Origin of the sequence: Pseudomonas sp. 22189, from assembly GCF_052045635.1 — a bacterium.
GTDB lineage: Bacteria > Pseudomonadota > Gammaproteobacteria > Pseudomonadales > Pseudomonadaceae > Aquipseudomonas > Aquipseudomonas parakoreensis.
In genome coordinates, this window is record NZ_JBQEPG010000013.1 from 97,363 (window position 1) to 111,758 (window position 14,396).

Annotated in this window: 17 protein-coding genes and 1 tRNA gene; 14 read left to right on the plus strand and 4 right to left on the minus strand. The window is 59.3% G+C overall.

The window, feature by feature from the left end:
* Nucleotides 1-4 precede the first annotated feature (4 nt).
* The 5 genes from ACTJKS_RS16090 to ACTJKS_RS16110 all read left to right on the plus strand — a co-directional run bounded on the left by ACTJKS_RS16090 (nt 5) and on the right by ACTJKS_RS16110 (nt 2,617).
* Nucleotides 5-766 (plus strand): MBL fold metallo-hydrolase, encoded by a 762-nt coding sequence (locus tag ACTJKS_RS16090; RefSeq protein ID WP_102354439.1) that lies wholly within the window; start codon nt 5-7, stop codon nt 764-766.
* A 28-nt stretch (nt 767-794) separates the two neighbouring features.
* Nucleotides 795-1,508 carry a phosphoribosylaminoimidazolesuccinocarboxamide synthase gene (purC, locus tag ACTJKS_RS16095; protein ID WP_007963288.1) on the plus strand — a complete coding sequence of 238 codons (714 nt, stop codon included), beginning with the start codon at nt 795-797 and terminating at the stop codon, nt 1,506-1,508.
* An 84-nt stretch (nt 1,509-1,592) separates the two neighbouring features.
* Nucleotides 1,593-1,682: transfer RNA gene (locus tag ACTJKS_RS16100), tRNA-Ser, on the plus strand.
* Nucleotides 1,683-2,033: 351 nt separating this feature from the next.
* Nucleotides 2,034-2,288 carry a type II toxin-antitoxin system HicA family toxin gene (locus ACTJKS_RS16105; protein WP_108181956.1) on the plus strand — a complete coding sequence of 85 codons (255 nt, stop codon included), beginning with the start codon at nt 2,034-2,036 and terminating at the stop codon, nt 2,286-2,288.
* The gene (locus tag ACTJKS_RS16110; RefSeq protein WP_047598089.1) at nt 2,285-2,617 is read left to right on the plus strand and encodes a type II toxin-antitoxin system HicB family antitoxin; all 333 of its coding nucleotides are present in this window, start codon (nt 2,285-2,287) and stop codon (nt 2,615-2,617) included. Before ACTJKS_RS16105 ends, ACTJKS_RS16110 begins: the two co-directional genes overlap by 4 nt.
* A 117-nt stretch (nt 2,618-2,734) precedes the next feature.
* On the opposite strand, the gene ACTJKS_RS16115 is transcribed toward ACTJKS_RS16110, so the two are convergent.
* Together ACTJKS_RS16115 and ACTJKS_RS16120 are read right to left on the minus strand one after the other, a co-directional pair.
* The gene (locus tag ACTJKS_RS16115) at nt 2,735-2,941 is read right to left on the minus strand and encodes a hypothetical protein (RefSeq protein WP_047598090.1); all 207 of its coding nucleotides are present in this window, start codon (nt 2,939-2,941) and stop codon (nt 2,735-2,737) included.
* A 154-nt stretch (nt 2,942-3,095) separates the two neighbouring features.
* Complete coding sequence (locus ACTJKS_RS16120; RefSeq protein WP_108181957.1) at nt 3,096-3,287, minus strand: YegP family protein; 192 nt, start codon at nt 3,285-3,287, stop codon at nt 3,096-3,098.
* 276 nt (nt 3,288-3,563) lie between these two features.
* On the opposite strand from ACTJKS_RS16120, the gene ACTJKS_RS16125 reads away from it, so the two are divergent.
* From ACTJKS_RS16125 to ACTJKS_RS16150, 6 genes are all read left to right on the plus strand, one after another.
* A complete protein-coding gene (locus tag ACTJKS_RS16125) occupies nt 3,564-4,529 on the plus strand; it encodes a glycosyltransferase family 2 protein (protein WP_108181958.1) in 966 nt (321 codons plus the stop codon).
* A gap of 3 nt (nt 4,530-4,532) precedes the next feature.
* Nucleotides 4,533-5,243, plus strand: a complete 711-nt coding sequence (locus ACTJKS_RS16130) for a class I SAM-dependent methyltransferase (RefSeq protein ID WP_108181959.1) — start codon at nt 4,533-4,535, stop codon at nt 5,241-5,243.
* Nucleotides 5,240-5,626, plus strand: coding sequence for a GtrA family protein (locus ACTJKS_RS16135; RefSeq protein WP_108184368.1), 387 nt, complete (start codon nt 5,240-5,242; stop codon nt 5,624-5,626). Before ACTJKS_RS16130 ends, ACTJKS_RS16135 begins: the two co-directional genes overlap by 4 nt.
* Nucleotides 5,623-7,707 carry a DUF6311 domain-containing protein gene (locus ACTJKS_RS16140; protein WP_108181960.1) on the plus strand — a complete coding sequence of 695 codons (2,085 nt, stop codon included), beginning with the start codon at nt 5,623-5,625 and terminating at the stop codon, nt 7,705-7,707. The genes ACTJKS_RS16135 and ACTJKS_RS16140 overlap by 4 nt, the downstream gene beginning before the upstream one ends.
* 88 nt (nt 7,708-7,795) lie before the next feature.
* Nucleotides 7,796-8,716 carry a LysR substrate-binding domain-containing protein gene (locus ACTJKS_RS16145; protein WP_041070352.1) on the plus strand — a complete coding sequence of 307 codons (921 nt, stop codon included), beginning with the start codon at nt 7,796-7,798 and terminating at the stop codon, nt 8,714-8,716.
* 170 nt (nt 8,717-8,886) lie between these two features.
* Nucleotides 8,887-9,252 (plus strand): 5-carboxymethyl-2-hydroxymuconate Delta-isomerase, encoded by a 366-nt coding sequence (locus tag ACTJKS_RS16150; RefSeq protein WP_041070350.1) that lies wholly within the window; start codon nt 8,887-8,889, stop codon nt 9,250-9,252.
* 3 nt (nt 9,253-9,255) lie between these two features.
* On the opposite strand, the gene ACTJKS_RS16155 is transcribed toward ACTJKS_RS16150, so the two are convergent.
* Nucleotides 9,256-10,191 carry a LysR family transcriptional regulator gene (locus ACTJKS_RS16155; RefSeq protein WP_108181961.1) on the minus strand — a complete coding sequence of 312 codons (936 nt, stop codon included), beginning with the start codon at nt 10,189-10,191 and terminating at the stop codon, nt 9,256-9,258.
* A gap of 200 nt (nt 10,192-10,391) precedes the next feature.
* A complete protein-coding gene (locus ACTJKS_RS16160) occupies nt 10,392-11,573 on the minus strand; it encodes a cyanate transporter (protein ID WP_108181962.1) in 1,182 nt (393 codons plus the stop codon).
* A gap of 269 nt (nt 11,574-11,842) precedes the next feature.
* Between ACTJKS_RS16160 and rnd the strand changes: the two genes are divergently transcribed.
* The 3 genes from rnd (at nt 11,843) to ACTJKS_RS16175 (ending at nt 14,317) form a co-directional block, all read left to right on the plus strand.
* Entirely contained in the window at nt 11,843-12,976 is a 1,134-nt protein-coding gene (gene rnd, locus ACTJKS_RS16165) for a ribonuclease D (protein ID WP_041070344.1), read from the plus strand.
* On the plus strand, nt 12,973-13,266 hold the full coding sequence (locus ACTJKS_RS16170; protein ID WP_003222599.1) for a YcgL domain-containing protein: 294 nt from the start codon (nt 12,973-12,975) through the stop codon (nt 13,264-13,266). Before rnd ends, ACTJKS_RS16170 begins: the two co-directional genes overlap by 4 nt.
* A gap of 118 nt (nt 13,267-13,384) precedes the next feature.
* On the plus strand, nt 13,385-14,317 hold the full coding sequence (locus ACTJKS_RS16175; RefSeq protein ID WP_041070342.1) for a D-2-hydroxyacid dehydrogenase: 933 nt from the start codon (nt 13,385-13,387) through the stop codon (nt 14,315-14,317).
* Nucleotides 14,318-14,396 lie beyond the last annotated feature (79 nt).

The following is a 14,396-nucleotide window of genomic DNA, read 5'->3' on the forward strand; positions in this document are numbered from 1 at the left end:
TCACATGCGCTTTGCCGTTCTCGGCAGCGGTAGCCAAGGGAACGGCACGCTGATCGCCAGCGCTGATACGTATGTGCTGGTGGATTGTGGTTTTTCCCTGCGGGAAACCGAAAAACGCCTGTTGCGCCTGGGTGTGAACCCGGCGCAATTGAGCGCGATACTCGTAACCCACGAACATGCCGACCACGTGCATGGCGTGGGTTTGCTGTCTCGGCGCTACAATTTGCCGGTCTACCTCAGTCGCGGCACACTGCGCGGGATGCGCAAACCGATCGAACCCGCAGGCTTTCTGGCCGGCGGCGAGCAGTTGCAGATCGGCGCACTGAACATCGGGGTCATTGCCGTGGCCCATGATGCGCAAGAGCCGACTCAGTATGTATTCAGTGACAACGAGCAGCGGCGCTTCGGCCTGCTGACCGACCTGGGTTCCTACTGCGAGCGGGTGCTGGACGGCTATCGGGATCTCGATGCATTGATGATCGAGTCCAACCATTGTCGCGACATGCTGGCACGTGGTCATTACCCGTACTTTCTCAAGCAGCGGGTGGGCGGCGAGCTGGGACATTTGAACAACCATCAGGCGGCATTCCTGGTGGCCGAGTTGGGGTGGCAGGGCTTGCAGCATCTGGTTCTCGCCCACCTGAGCAGCAAGAACAACCTGCCGCAGCTGGCCCGGCAATGTTTCGTCGACACCCTCGGGTGCGACCCGGACTGGCTGCAACTGGCCGATCAAGATTCAGGGCTCGACTGGCGCCATATCGCCTAGCCCATCTACTTAGCAAGCGGAGCCCATCATGGAAAAACGTGAAGAACTCTACCGCGGCAAAGCCAAATCGGTTTACAAGACCGATGACGCTGACCGCTTGATCCTGCTGTTTCGCAACGACACCTCGGCGTTCGACGGCAAGCGCATCGAGCAGCTCGACCGCAAAGGCATGGTGAACAACAAGTTCAACGCTTTCATCATGCAGAAACTCGAAGCGGCCGGCATCCCGACCCAATTCGACAAACTGCTGGGCGACAATGAGTGCCTGGTGAAGAAGCTGGACATGATTCCCGTCGAGTGCGTCGTGCGTAACTACGCCGCCGGCAGCCTGGTAAAACGTCTGGGTGTCGAAGAGGGCATGAAGCTCAATCCTTACACCTTCGAACTGTTCCTGAAGGACGACGCCAAGGGCGACCCGTTCATCAACGAATCCCACGTCGTGGCATTCGGCTGGGGCACCGCCGAGCAACTGGCGCGCATGAAAGAACTGTCGCTCAAGGTCAACGAAGTCCTGAGCAAACTGTTCGACGACGCAGGCCTCTTGCTGGTGGACTTCAAACTTGAATTCGGCGTGTTCAGCGACGGCTCGATCGTCCTGGGCGACGAGTTCAGCCCGGACGGCTGCCGTCTCTGGGACAAGGACACCAAGAAGAAGATGGACAAAGACCGCTTCCGCCAGGGCCTCGGTGACGTCATCGAAGCTTACGAAGAAGTCGCCAATCGTCTGGGTGTACCGCTTTAATCGACGCAAGCATCTGATAGCACGGAGAAAATTTTCGAAAGAGGGTTTGCTTTCGGCAGAAGTGTTGTTATGATGCGCGCCGTTGGAGAGATGCCAGAGTGGCCGAATGGGACGGATTCGAAATCCGTTGTACCTTCACCGGTACCTAGGGTTCGAATCCCTATCTCTCCGCCATTACATAGAAAAAGCCCCGTAGCTGAAGAGTTACGGGGCTTTTTTGTTTCTGCTCGCTTGAGTAATCAGAAAATCCTGTCGTCGGAACCCGAGGTTGAAAAGTCGATAATCGGATGTGACTCGATTGATGCCGGTTCGTACGTAACTCTCGGAGTCTACCTACAGCTCTGTTTCAAATCACTCCTTATCCTGACCTGCGTGCCCAATATTGACCGAAATTCGGAGAAAAAGACGCCGCTTTTCAAGCCTGGAGGGTGGCGTTGTCCGCTTGTTCAAAGGGGGGCGCTTCATCGATCAGCGATATGAATCGCGATTGGCAATTTTTCCTGCGCGGTATCATGGTGTAATACTATGAACAACAAACAGCTCGGTACGCTCGCAGCTATATTTTCACGACCCACACCCGCCACGTTGGAATGGGCGCGCATCGAGTCTCTTTTCAATGCGGTCGGGGCCAGAACCTTGGAAGGCAATGGCTCGCGAGTTCGGTTTGAATTAAGAGGTGTGGTCGCTACGTTCCACCGACCTCACCCGGATAAAGAAGCAAAGCCCTATCAGGTTCGTGATGCTCGGGCTTTTCTTGAACAAGCAGGAGTCACTCCATGAACGTGATGAATTACAACGGGTATGCCGCCCGAATTGAATACAGTGATGAAGATGGTCTTTTTGTTGGTCATATCGCTGGGATCAAGGACGTTGTAGGTTTTCATGGCGAATCTGTAAAAGAGCTTCGGTCAGCGTTCGAAGAGGCTGTTACTGACTATCTGGAGACTTGCGCAAAACTGGGCCGTGCTCCTCAAAAGCCTTATTCGGGCAATCTCAGTCTGCGTTTGGCGCCAGCTCTTCATGCGACTGTTGCCGTAAAAGCGCAATTGGCTCAAAAAAGCATTAATCAGTGGGTTGCGGATGTTCTTGACCGAGAGGCCCATGCCTAGCTTGATTCTGGTCTGTCGGTTGTACGTCGTTCCCGAACAGAGCAAATAGCCCCGTAGCTGAGAAGCTACAGGGCTTTTTTGTATCTGCGGGCTTTACCAAACACCCGCCTCAGCCACTTACGGCTGTGAATGCCCCAGCTTCTGCTTGATCAAGTCATACACTTCCTTATGCGTAGAGTTACGCAGGGTGTTGTCCTTGCAAGCCGAGGCCAGGAAGGTCTTCACTTCATCCTTGGCGTGCGGGTAGAGGCTGGCGACGTAGTCGGCTTCGTGTGTTTGGGTGCAGTTGAAGTGTTTGTCGTCTTTTGCTTTGTCTCTAGCCATGGTGCGGCTCCTTTTTTGAGTTGAACGTCATATGGCTTAACAGGGCTGGATCGCCCCATACGCTGAAGAGCGTAGGGGCGCAGAAGTGCTTCGCCAGTGGTGCAGGCAAAAAAGGAAGAGGCTGTAGGACGCAGCGCTGTGCTGCCCGGTGCGGTCAGATCTCCTTCACCGGCGTATCGCTCTGCACACCCTTGATCAAATCGATCACGTGTAAACAGTCAGCCTTGTTCACATAGGACTCGCCACTGGCAACCGTCTCGTGGTTTCCCGCCCGCAGCCGCCAGCGCCATTGGCCTTTGCCGGTGCTCGAGGTGCCTCGGGATTGCCTGTAGATCTCGAAATACATTCAGTTCGCTCCTTGCGATGGTGTTTGCGACAACCTGTGTGTCGCATCGACGCAAGCCTAGCGGAGCGAGTTTTTTTCGCTATCGAACATTTGTTTCCAATCGTTGGCAGATGTTTCTGAGGAGTGCGGGCTAGAGCGTGCGCAATGGCGTCTGGATTGGCCGGAATGTCGCCATTTGCGCCTTGCAAGGCTAACAGCGCTACTGCTTAATACGGGACGGCTCATGGTGTCGAAAATGCTTCGACGACCGACAAACACTATAAAAAGAGCATTCCCTTGACTGAGCATGGAACAGCACAGGCCACACGGGTCACGTTATCGCTGGTTATCCCGGTTTTTAACGAGGAGGACAGTCTCGACGCGTTCATTCTGCGCATCGACGAAGTCTTCCGGCAGCAGACCTCGATTGCTCTGGAACTGGTGTTCGTCAATGACGGCAGTACCGATGCCACGCTTGAGGGGCTGCTGGAGCGGCAACGGCACGACTCGCGGCTGCGCATCGTCGATCTGAGCCGTAACTTCGGGAAAGAGGCCGCCTTGTCCGCTGGCCTGCAGATTGCCACCGGGCAGATCGTTGTCCCCATCGATGCCGACCTGCAGGACCCGCCCGAAGTCATTCTGCAAATGATCGAGCGCTGGCGCGAAGGCTATGAAGTCGTGCTCGGCCACCGCATCAGTCGCCGCAGCGACACCTGGGCCAAGCAGACTTCCGCCCACTGGTTCTATCGCCTGCACAACAAGATCGCCGAACAACCACTGCCGGAAAACGTCGGTGATTTCCGCCTGATGGACCGTTGCGTGGTCGACGCCTTGCTGACTTTGCCCGAGTCTCGGCGCTTCATGAAGGGCCTGTTTGCCTGGGTCGGGTTTCGCACCACCCATGTGGATTACGAGCGGCCCGAACGCGTGGCCGGGCAGAGCAAGTTCAACGGCTGGCGGCTGTGGAATTTTGCCCTGGAGGGCATCACCAGTTTCAGTACCGAACCGCTGCGAATCTGGACTTACATCGGCGCGGCGGTGTCGCTGGTCTCGTTTGCCTTCGCCATTTTTATTGTGGTGCGCACGCTGATCCACGGCGTCGACATGCCCGGTTATGCCTCGTTGATGGTGGCTGTGACGTTCCTCGGTGGCCTGCAGTTGATCGGCATCGGCGTACTCGGCGAGTACTTGGGGCGTACTTACATCGAATCCAAACGCCGGCCGGTTTTTCTGGTGCGTCGCGTCTATGACCCCAAGGACTGATACATGGATCTCAAGGAAACCGACATCCTCGGCGACAGCATTGGCGAGCATTGGTATTACTGCTCCAAAGCGGCGGCAACGCGGCGCCTGCTCGGTGAGGCACCGATCACGCGGATTCTCGACGTGGGCGCCGGGTCGGGTTTTTTTTCGCATCATCTGTTGACCCAAACCTCGGCGCAGGAGGCGTGGTGCGTCGATATCAGCTACCCTGCCGATTCTGATGCAAGCACTGCCGGCAAACCGGTGCATTATCGTCGCGATATCGAAGCCGTCGACGCGGATCTGGTGCTGCTGATGGACGTGCTGGAGCATGTCGACGACGACCTCGGCCTGCTCAAGGCTTACGTCGATAAAGTGCCGTCCGGCAGCCGTTTTCTGATGACCGTGCCGGCGTTTCAGTTTCTGTGGAGCGGGCATGACGACTTCCTCGAACACAAACGCCGCTACACCCTGGCGCAGTTTGAAGCCCTGGCCCGTGACGCCGGCTTGACTGTGCAGCGCGGTGCCTACTTTTTCGGTGCGGTGTTTCCGATCGCGGCGGTCTTGCGTTTGCTGCCCCAAGGCCCGCAGGCCGCCGCGCCGCAGTCTCAACTCAAGCGTCATCATCCGTTGGTCAACGGCGTGCTCAAGACCCTCTGCCGCCTTGAACTGCCGCTGATGGGCATGAACCGTCTGGCCGGTCTGAGCGTGTTTGTGCTGGCGTGCAAACCGTGACTTCAGCCGATAGATCGGCGTTGATCCAGCGCGGCTTGCGCTTTGCCGTGACCGGGCTGTTCGTCACCGCTCTGCATGCGCTGGTGGCGGTGCTGTTCATCAACTTCGTGGCCCCGCATCCGCCGTTGGCCAACGGTGTGGCATTCGCTGTGGCGACGGTGGTGTCCTACGTGATCAACACCACCTGGAGTTTCTCCGCGCGGCTGCATGGCAGAACATTGGTGCGGTTCATGCTGGTGTCCTTCGGCGGGTTCTTGCTGGCGATGTTCGTTGCGTGGGCAGCGCAATTGGCTGGACTGCACTATTTGCTGGGCATCGGTGCCGTGGCACTGATCATTCCGGCGTTCACCTTTGTGCTGCACAATTTCTGGACGTACCGATGAAAGGCTTGAACAAGCATCCGGCCTTGGCGCTGTTGCCGCTCCTGCTCGGAGCGCTGGCGTTTTTCCTGGTGATCGGCCCGCGTGCCCTTGATCCGCAAAACATTGCCTGGCTCAAGGACGGCGACCCGGCGACGCATTACCTGGGCTGGGCGTTCTTTCGCCACTCGCCCTGGACCTTTCCGCTCGGGCTGAATCCGTCCTATGGAATGGAGTTGGGCAGTGCGATCATTTTTTCCGATTCCAATCCGTTGCTGGCGTTGCTGTTCAAGCCGTTCAGTGCGTGGCTGCCGGAAACATTCCAGTACTTCGGCATGTGGTTGTTGCTGTGTTTCGTTCTGCAGGCCTGGTTTGCCTGGAAGCTGCTCGGACTGATCACCGACAATCCCGAGTTGCGCTTGCTCGGCACCGGGCTGCTGGTATTTTCGCCGCCGATGTTTCTGCGCACCGGTGGTCATCTTTCGCTGGCCGGGCACTTTCTGATTCTTGCGGCGCTGTACCTGGCGTTGTATCCGGCACTGCAGCGGCGGCGTCTGGCATGGGGCATGTTGCTGGCCGCGACAGCGCTGGTGCATGCCTACCTGTTGGGGATGGTGGCGCTGATCTGGGTGGCTGATCTGCTTGGCAAGCTGCGGGGCGGCAAGCTGATCCGCCGTCAGGTCCTGATCGAGCTGGGCAGTTTGTTCGCACTGGTGAGCGTGTGCTGTTGGCAGGCGGGTTATTTCAGTATTTCCGGTGGCGCGGTGAGCGGTGGTTTCGGCTTTTATCGAATGAACCTGCTGTCGCTGGTGGATGCGGACGGTTGGTCTTACATTTTGACTAACATTCCCACGGCCGGCGGCGATTACGAAGGCTTCAATTATCTGGGGCTTGGCGTGCTGTTGCTGGTGCCCTTGGCCTTGATTGGCGGGTACCGCAGCGGCATTTCGCTGAAGGCACTGGTGAGCCGTCGTCCGTTGCTGTTCTGGGCGTTGATCGGGTTGACCTTGTTCGCGCTGTCGAACCATATCGGCGTCGGCCTGCAGACTTTCAGTTATCCGTTACCGAAGTTTGTGGTGAAGCTTTCGAATATTTTTCGTGCCTCGGGTCGGATGTTCTGGCCGGTGTTTTACGTCATCGTGATATTGCTGACTTATCTGGTGGTGCGCGGCTATCGAACGCGAGTCGCCATGGGGCTGCTGGCGCTGGCGTTAATGGTGCAAGTCACCGACACCCGGATTGCCTGGGCAGGTTTGAGAGCAGCGAAAATGCTGCCCGAAGCGTCGGCCTGGGCCAGCCCGATGCATGATCCGTTCTGGGCCAGTGCGGCGGCGCACTACAAGAGCATCCGTGCCGTGATGCCGAAAAATCAACCGGACCAGTGGCAGGCGATTGCCGATTTCGCCGCCACCCATGGGCTGAAAACCGATGCCGCCTACCTGGGGCGTACGAGCCCCCAAGCCCTGGAAAAGCTGCAGCGCACGACGCAAAGCCAACTTGCCAATGGCCAGTACGACCCCGACTCGCTGTACATCCTTGATGACGATGCGCTGATGCTGGCGGTAAAAAGCATTCGCAGCGACAGCGATCTGTTGACCCGGGTCGACGACTTTGTCGTGCTGGCTCCTGGCTGGAAACACTGTGATCAATGCCTGGCGATGGTCGATCAGGGGCGAGCGCTGTCGCCGATACCCTTGAGCCAGCCGGGGCTGGTGCAGACGTTCAACCGCAGTACTCGACAACTGGTCAAAGGCTGGTCCACACCGGAAGCCTGGGGCACCTGGAGTGACGGACAGGATGCGCAACTACTGCTGCGCGTCGCTCCCGGCTCGCATGCGCTGGTGATTGATGCCCTGGCCTTTGCCATGCCGCCGAACCTCAGCCAGCGGGTGATCGTCAGCATCAATGGCGTCGAGGCGTTGTCGACGCGTCTGACCCAGGTGCAGGGTAATCGGCTGGAAATTCCGCTCAGCGCGGCGCAGGTCGCCGAGGAGTATCTGAATGTCCAGCTGCATCTGCCAGATGCGGTCAGCCCGAAAAAACTCGGCTTCAATGACGATGCGCGAGTCATGGGGCTGGGATTGCAAACCCTGACGGTGCAGTGAAATTGTCGAACAAACCGCCAATCGTCTGATAGACGCCGATCCCAAGGACTTCATACACTGCCAGCAGTCTGGGGATCGGGGGCAATGGATGAATCGAAATGAACTACGCAAGGCCGACATCAACCTGATGGTGGTGTTCGAGACCTTGATGCTCGAGCGCAACGTGACCCGGGCGGCGGAGAAGCTGTTTCTCGGCCAGCCGACCATCAGTTCGGCGCTCAATCGCTTGCGCGCGATGTTCAATGACCCGCTGTTCATCCGCGTCGGCCATCGCATGGAACCGACCGCCCGCGCCGAAGAGTTGTTCAGGTATCTGTCGCCGGCGCTCGACTCGCTGTCGGTGGCGCTGAGCCTGACCCACGACTTCGACCCCGCCGTGAGCAACATGACGTTCCGGATCGGCCTGTCCGATGATGTCGAGTTCGGCCTGTTGCCGCCGCTGTTGCGGGCACTGCGCCAGGAGGCGCCGAGCGTGGTGTTCGTGGTGCAACACGTCGACTACTGGCGCATTCCCGATCTGCTGGCTGCCGGCGATATTACCGTCGGCATCAGCCAGACCCGTGGCTTGCCGGCCAATGCCAAACGCAAGCTGCTGCGGCATATCCAGCCGAGCATCCTGCGTGCCGATGCTTCGGACTCACCGCTGACCCTCGACGAATACTGTTCACGCCCACACGTACTGGTGTCGCACACGGCCAACATCAGCGGCTATGCCGATGAGTGGCTGGCGGAAATCGGTCGCACCCGGCATGTGGTGTTGTCGGTGCCGCAATACAGTGCGCTGCCGGCGTTGCTCGCCGGTACCGACCTGATCGCCAGCCTGCCGGACTACACCGCCGAAGCCATGGCGGCTTCAGGTCGATTGTTCAAAGAACCGTTCCCGTTCAAGACCCCGATGCTGGATCTGTCGATGGTCTGGCTCAGCCATGTCGACAGCGATCCGGCCGAACGCTGGCTGCGTTCGCGGCTTGAGGCATTCATGAGCGAACGGCCACTGACCGCGCCCTGAATTCCACCACAAATCTCCCCTGTGGGAGCGAGCCTGCTCGCGAAAGCGCAGTATCAGACAATATTGATTTGACTGAGACGTCCTCATCGCGAGCAGGCAAAAACCCGCACGGGAGCAGGGCAATGCTGTGGTATATGTACGACCTTTCTGCCGACTGACTGGAGCACCCCATGCCACATCTGCACATGGAATACACCGCCAACCTGCCGCAATTGAACGCGGATGTGGCGTTGATCCGGCTCAACAACACGCTGGTGGGGTCCGGTCAGTTCGCGGCGGAGTTCGATATCAAAAGCCGGGCGGTGAAGGTCGAGACTTTCAAGGTGGGCACCGGCATGGGCGAACGCGCCTTTGTCCACGTGAAGCTGGCGCTGCTCAGCGGTCGTTCGCCGCAAATCAAGAAGCAGCTCTCGGAAAGTCTGTTGGCGGTGCTCCAGGATCTGTGCGAGTGGCCGGCTGGGGTTGAAGTGCAGCTCTGTGTGGAGTTGCTCGATATCGACCGCGATTCCTACACCAAGACCGCCATCGGCGTGTAGGACTCAGGCCGCTTCCAGCTCACTGCAGACCTTGATCACCTGCTCGCGCAGCCAGACGTTGGCGCTGTCCTGATCGGCGTTCTGGCTCCATTGCATGTCGAGGGTGAACCCCGGCAGGCCGTTCGGCGCTTCGCAATGATTGAACACCGCGTCGTTGGTCAGCAGACGCTGGATGCGCCGGGGCAGGGTGAGGATGAAGTCGGTGCCGGTGATCATTTTCAGCGCCGCGCTGTAGCTGTTGGAGCGGGCGACTATCTGCCGTTTCTGCGCCTGGCGCGCCAGCCAGCCATCAACCATGTTAGTGGAGGACGTCCACGGTGTCGGGAACACGTGTCGGCGCTCGGTGAACGCCTGCAGGCTCAGACGCGGTTCCAGTGGTGTGGCGCGTTTGTCGAAGACGCAGACCAGATCGTCTTCCAGCAGCATTCGCGACTTGAGGTCGGTGTGGCTGCGGTGGAAGTTGGGGCCGAAACAGATGACCAGATCGAGGCTGCCTTCGCGCAGTTCGTCGGCGGGTACGTCGGTCTCGAACTTGTGCATGTTGACCACCACCGGCAAATCGTCGAAGTCGAAACGCTTCAACAGGCGCGGCAACACCAGTTGCTCGAAGTATTCCGGCGCACAGATGTTGAAGGTTTTCGCTTGGTGGGTCGGGTCGAAGGCCGGGGCACCGGCGTGGCACAGGTTGATGCTTTCGAGAATTTTCTGCACATGGCCGTACATGGTGCCGGCCTTGTAGGTGGGGCGCATGCCTGTGCGGGTGTTGATGAACAGATCGTCTTCGAAACTGGTGCGCAATTTTTTCAGGCAGTAGCTGACAGTGGACTGGCTGACGCACAGCGTCTCCGAGACATCCGTGACGCTGCTTTGCTCATACACCGCGATAAACACCATGAGGTCCTGCATGTCGAGCTTTCGAAGCAAGTTACTGTTCAGCATCCGTTCCGTCTCGCTGTGCTCCTTGCGCTGAATCCGCGCAAACGTGTGCGCATGATCGTAACGGAACGATGGTGCCAGGACAAAGCTTTGTAGGACGATTCAATGTCAGTTGTGGGACAGAAAGTTTTAGCAACACGACGTCGCCAGATAAACCGCAAAAAGATGGCAAGAAGCCTCTAGCCCGGCGATGGTATCTGGCTTTAACGGATGTGTCGGGCGTACTGCCGAGGGTCGAAACGCAGCACCATCAGCAACATCACCGTCATTACTGCAGTCAGCGACCACCAGGCCCATTCGAAGCTGCCGAGCCGGTCGCGGATCATTCCGGCCAGCAGCGGCGAAAGCCCGGCGATCAAGTAGCCGACACCTTGCACGAATGCGGTCAGGCTGCCGGCGCGCTGCGGGTTGTCGAGGTGATCGAGTGAGACGATCAGGCTCATCGGGAACAAGCCGCCGATGCCCAGCCCCAACAGGCACGGCCACAGCAGGCTGAGGTGTTGCGGACTGAGGACCAGCCCGCAGAAGCCTGTGATGATCAGCAGCAGTAAGGCTGCCAGGACCGCGCGACGATCACGGCTGCGGTTGGCGATGGCTGGCGTCAGCAGTCCGGAAATCACCTCCATGGCGGTCAGAAAACCCAGCAGTAGCCCGGCATCCTGTTCGTTCCAGCCTTGTTCCACGTAATACGGCGCCAGCCACGCGAGTACGCAGGTGTAGGACGCCGTGCCGAGGCCGAAAAAGATGGCAAGCAGCCAGGCACGGGTATTACGCGCGAAGGATTCTTTTCCTGCAGCGGTGTTCTGGATGGATGACGAGGGCGACTGTGTCCGCCAGACCAGCAACGCGAGCAAAGAAAGTGCCGCCCAGATCGCCAGCCCGATACGCCAACTGCCGGACTGCACCAGCACCAGCGGCGACAACGAGGCGGCCAGTGCGGCGCCGCCCATGATCGACGTGACATACAGGCCCATGCACAGCGCTACATGATCGGGGAAGCGTGACTTGATCAGCGCCGGCATCAACGCCTGAATCAAAGCAATGCCAATCCCCGCCAGCACCGCGCTGCCAATCAACGGCGGCGCCGAATCGAGCCACAGCCGCGACAGCGTCGCCAGTCCGATAATCAGCAGCGACAGGATCACCGCGCGTTGCTCGCCCAAACGTCGACTGATGCCAATACCGAAAAACATCGCCAGTCCCATCGCCATCACCGGCAGCATGGTCAGCAGCGAAGCCAGGCTGAAACTCAGTGCAATGTCGCCGCGTATGGCCGACAGCAAGGGACCGACGGCGGCCATGGACGGGCGCAGATTCAGCGCGACGAGGATGATCCCGAACATCAGCCAGACAGCGGGGCGGGCGGTGGTGCGGACGTTTTCCATCGGCAGATTCTGGATTGCGGAGGCTGCTGATTAGGCGGTGTGGCGCACTTATCGGCAAATCAGATTTCCCCGGTACTATTTAAAAACTAAATATCACTCTCCCCGTGTAGGAGCTGCCGCAGGGTGAGGTTCGGATTCATCTTGTTGCTCACGCTGTCAGACTATTCTTTATCTCTGGCAGGATATTTCGTTACAGCTCTGGTCCTGCGCAGGCGCGTAAAACGCCGGCGGCGATATATACTGCGCGCCATTCTTCAAGGGAGAGCCGTGTGGCCATCGATATTCACTGGATTCGCGACAACGAAAGCCTCGCGCAGCTTTGCGCCGAGTGGCAGCAACTGCCGTTCGTTGCCCTCGACACCGAATTCATGCGGGTCGACACCTTCTACCCGATTGCCGGTTTGCTGCAGGTCGGTGACGGCAAACGCGCCTACCTGATCGATCCGCTGACCATCGACGCCTGGCAACCGCTGGCAGCGCTGCTGGAAAACCCGGCGGTGCTCAAAGTCCTGCATGCCTGCAGCGAAGACCTCGAAGTGCTGTTGCGTCTGACCGGCAGCTTGCCGGCGCCGTTGTTCGACACTCAATTGGCCGCAGCCTATCTGAACCTCGGGTTCTCGATGGGCTATTCGCGGCTGGTGCAGGAGGTGCTCGGTATCGAGCTGCCCAAGGGCGAAACCCGTTCCGACTGGTTACAGCGTCCGCTGTCCGACACGCAGATCAGCTACGCCGCCGAAGACGCGGTGCATCTGGCGGAAGTTTTCGTACAACTGCGGCCGAAACTGTCTGACGATAAGTTCGCTTGGGTGCTGGAGGACGGCGCCGAACTGGTGGCCAACCTGCGCCGTGAAACCGACCCGTACGAGGTCTATCGCGAAGCCAAGTTGGCGTGGAAACTGTCTCGTGCGCAATTGGCGGTGCTGCGTGAGTTGTGCGCCTGGCGTGAAAAAGAAGCCCGCGCCCGTGATCTGCCGCGCAACCGTATCGTCCGTGAACACTCGCTGTGGCCGCTGGCCCGCACGCAACCGGACAACCTCGCGGCGTTGGGCAAGATCGAAGACATGCACCCGCGTACCGTGCGTCAGGACGGCCAGTTTCTGCTTGATCTGATCAAGCGCTCTGGCAGTGTGGGGCCTGATCAATGGCCGCCGGCGGTGCCGGAGCCGTTGCCGGTCGAAGCCGCTGCGCTGATCAAGCAACTGCGCGCCCTCGGCCAGGTCGAAGCCGAGCGTCTGGGCATCGCGCCGGAACTGATGCTGCGCAAGAAAACCCTCGAAGCGCTGGTTAAAAGCGGCTTCCCCGAGGGTCCTTATCAATTGCCTGAGTCGCTGCGTGGCTGGCGCCGCGAACTCATGGGCCAGAAGCTGCTCGACAGCCTGGCCACCGCCGGAGAACAGCCTTGAAACGTATTTGCTCCATTTACCAAAGTTCGAAGAAACCCGGGATGTATCTTTATGTGCTCAAGAGCGATGCGCTTGAGCGCGTGCCCGAGGCGCTGATGGCGGCCTTCGGCAAGGCGAAGCATTCCTTTGACCTGGTACTGACCCCCGAGCGCACACTGGCGCGCGAGGACATCACCGTGGTCCTGGAAAACCTCGACAAGCAGGGCTATCACCTGCAGATGCCACCGGCCGAGGACGAGTACATCGAGCACCTGCCCGAAGAGTTGCTGCGACGCAACGACCCGGTCTGATCTGCGAGGCCCTGTTCTGGGCCTCTTGCCACCCTGGAACTGATTTTACGGCGACGACCGCCACGAAGGAGCACGGCTCTTTCGGCGGTTGCCTGCACGGTTTGCGAAAGGTTTGAAGATGCGCGTTCTGATTGCTGAACACGACCACGCGGTGTACGCCCGGCTACTGCGCCAGATGGCCCCCGAACTTGAAGTCCTGACCAGTGGCGACTCTGCCGAACTGGCGCGTCAGGCTGCCGATTGCCCGGTGTGGCTGGGGCAGCCGGACCTGTTGGCGACCCTGCTGCGTCAGGGCCACCAGCCGCAATGGCTGCAATCGACCTGGGCCGGCATCACGCCGCTGCTCGCTGATGGTCTGCGCCGCGATTACCGCCTGACCCGCGCGGTGGGGATCTTCGGTCAGGTGATGGCCGAATACGTACTGACCTACATGCTCGGTCACGAACGGGAAGTGCTGGCGCGGCTGGTCAGCCAGGTCGAGCGCAAGTGGGATAACCGCACCGGCCAGAGTCTGGTCGGGCGCAAGGTGCTGATCGTCGGGACCGGCGATATCGGTCAGAGTGTGGCGCAGTTCCTGCTGCCGTTTGGCGTCGAGTTGTACGGCATTGCCAGCAGCGCGCGTGAGCAGGCGCCGTTCATCGAAGTCGGTTCGATGGCCGATCTGCCACGGCTGGTGGGCGCGGTCGATTACGTGGTCAACCTGCTGCCGAACACTGCGCACACCCACGATATCTACGATGCGGCGCTGTTCAAGCAGTTCAAGCCGACCGGGTTGTTCATCAACGTCGGACGCGGCGTGGCGGTGGTGGATGCGGATCTGGTGGAAGCCTTGAAGGAAGGGCATCTGGCCGGTGCGGTGATCGACGTTTGCCGTCAGGAGCCGTTGCCGCAACGCCATCCGTTCTGGACTGCCTGGGGCCTGCTGCTGACTGGACACAGCTCGGCGCCGACGTCGCCGGCGTTGATGGTGCAGTTGTTCGTCGAGAACCTGAAGGCGTATCAGGCGGGAGAAGCGTTGCGCGGGGAAGTGGATTTCAACCGCGGTTACTGAGGTGTAATCAAAAGATCGCAGCCTTCGGCAGCTCCTGCATTGATCCCAGTAGGAGCTGCCGAAGGCTGCGATCTTTTGC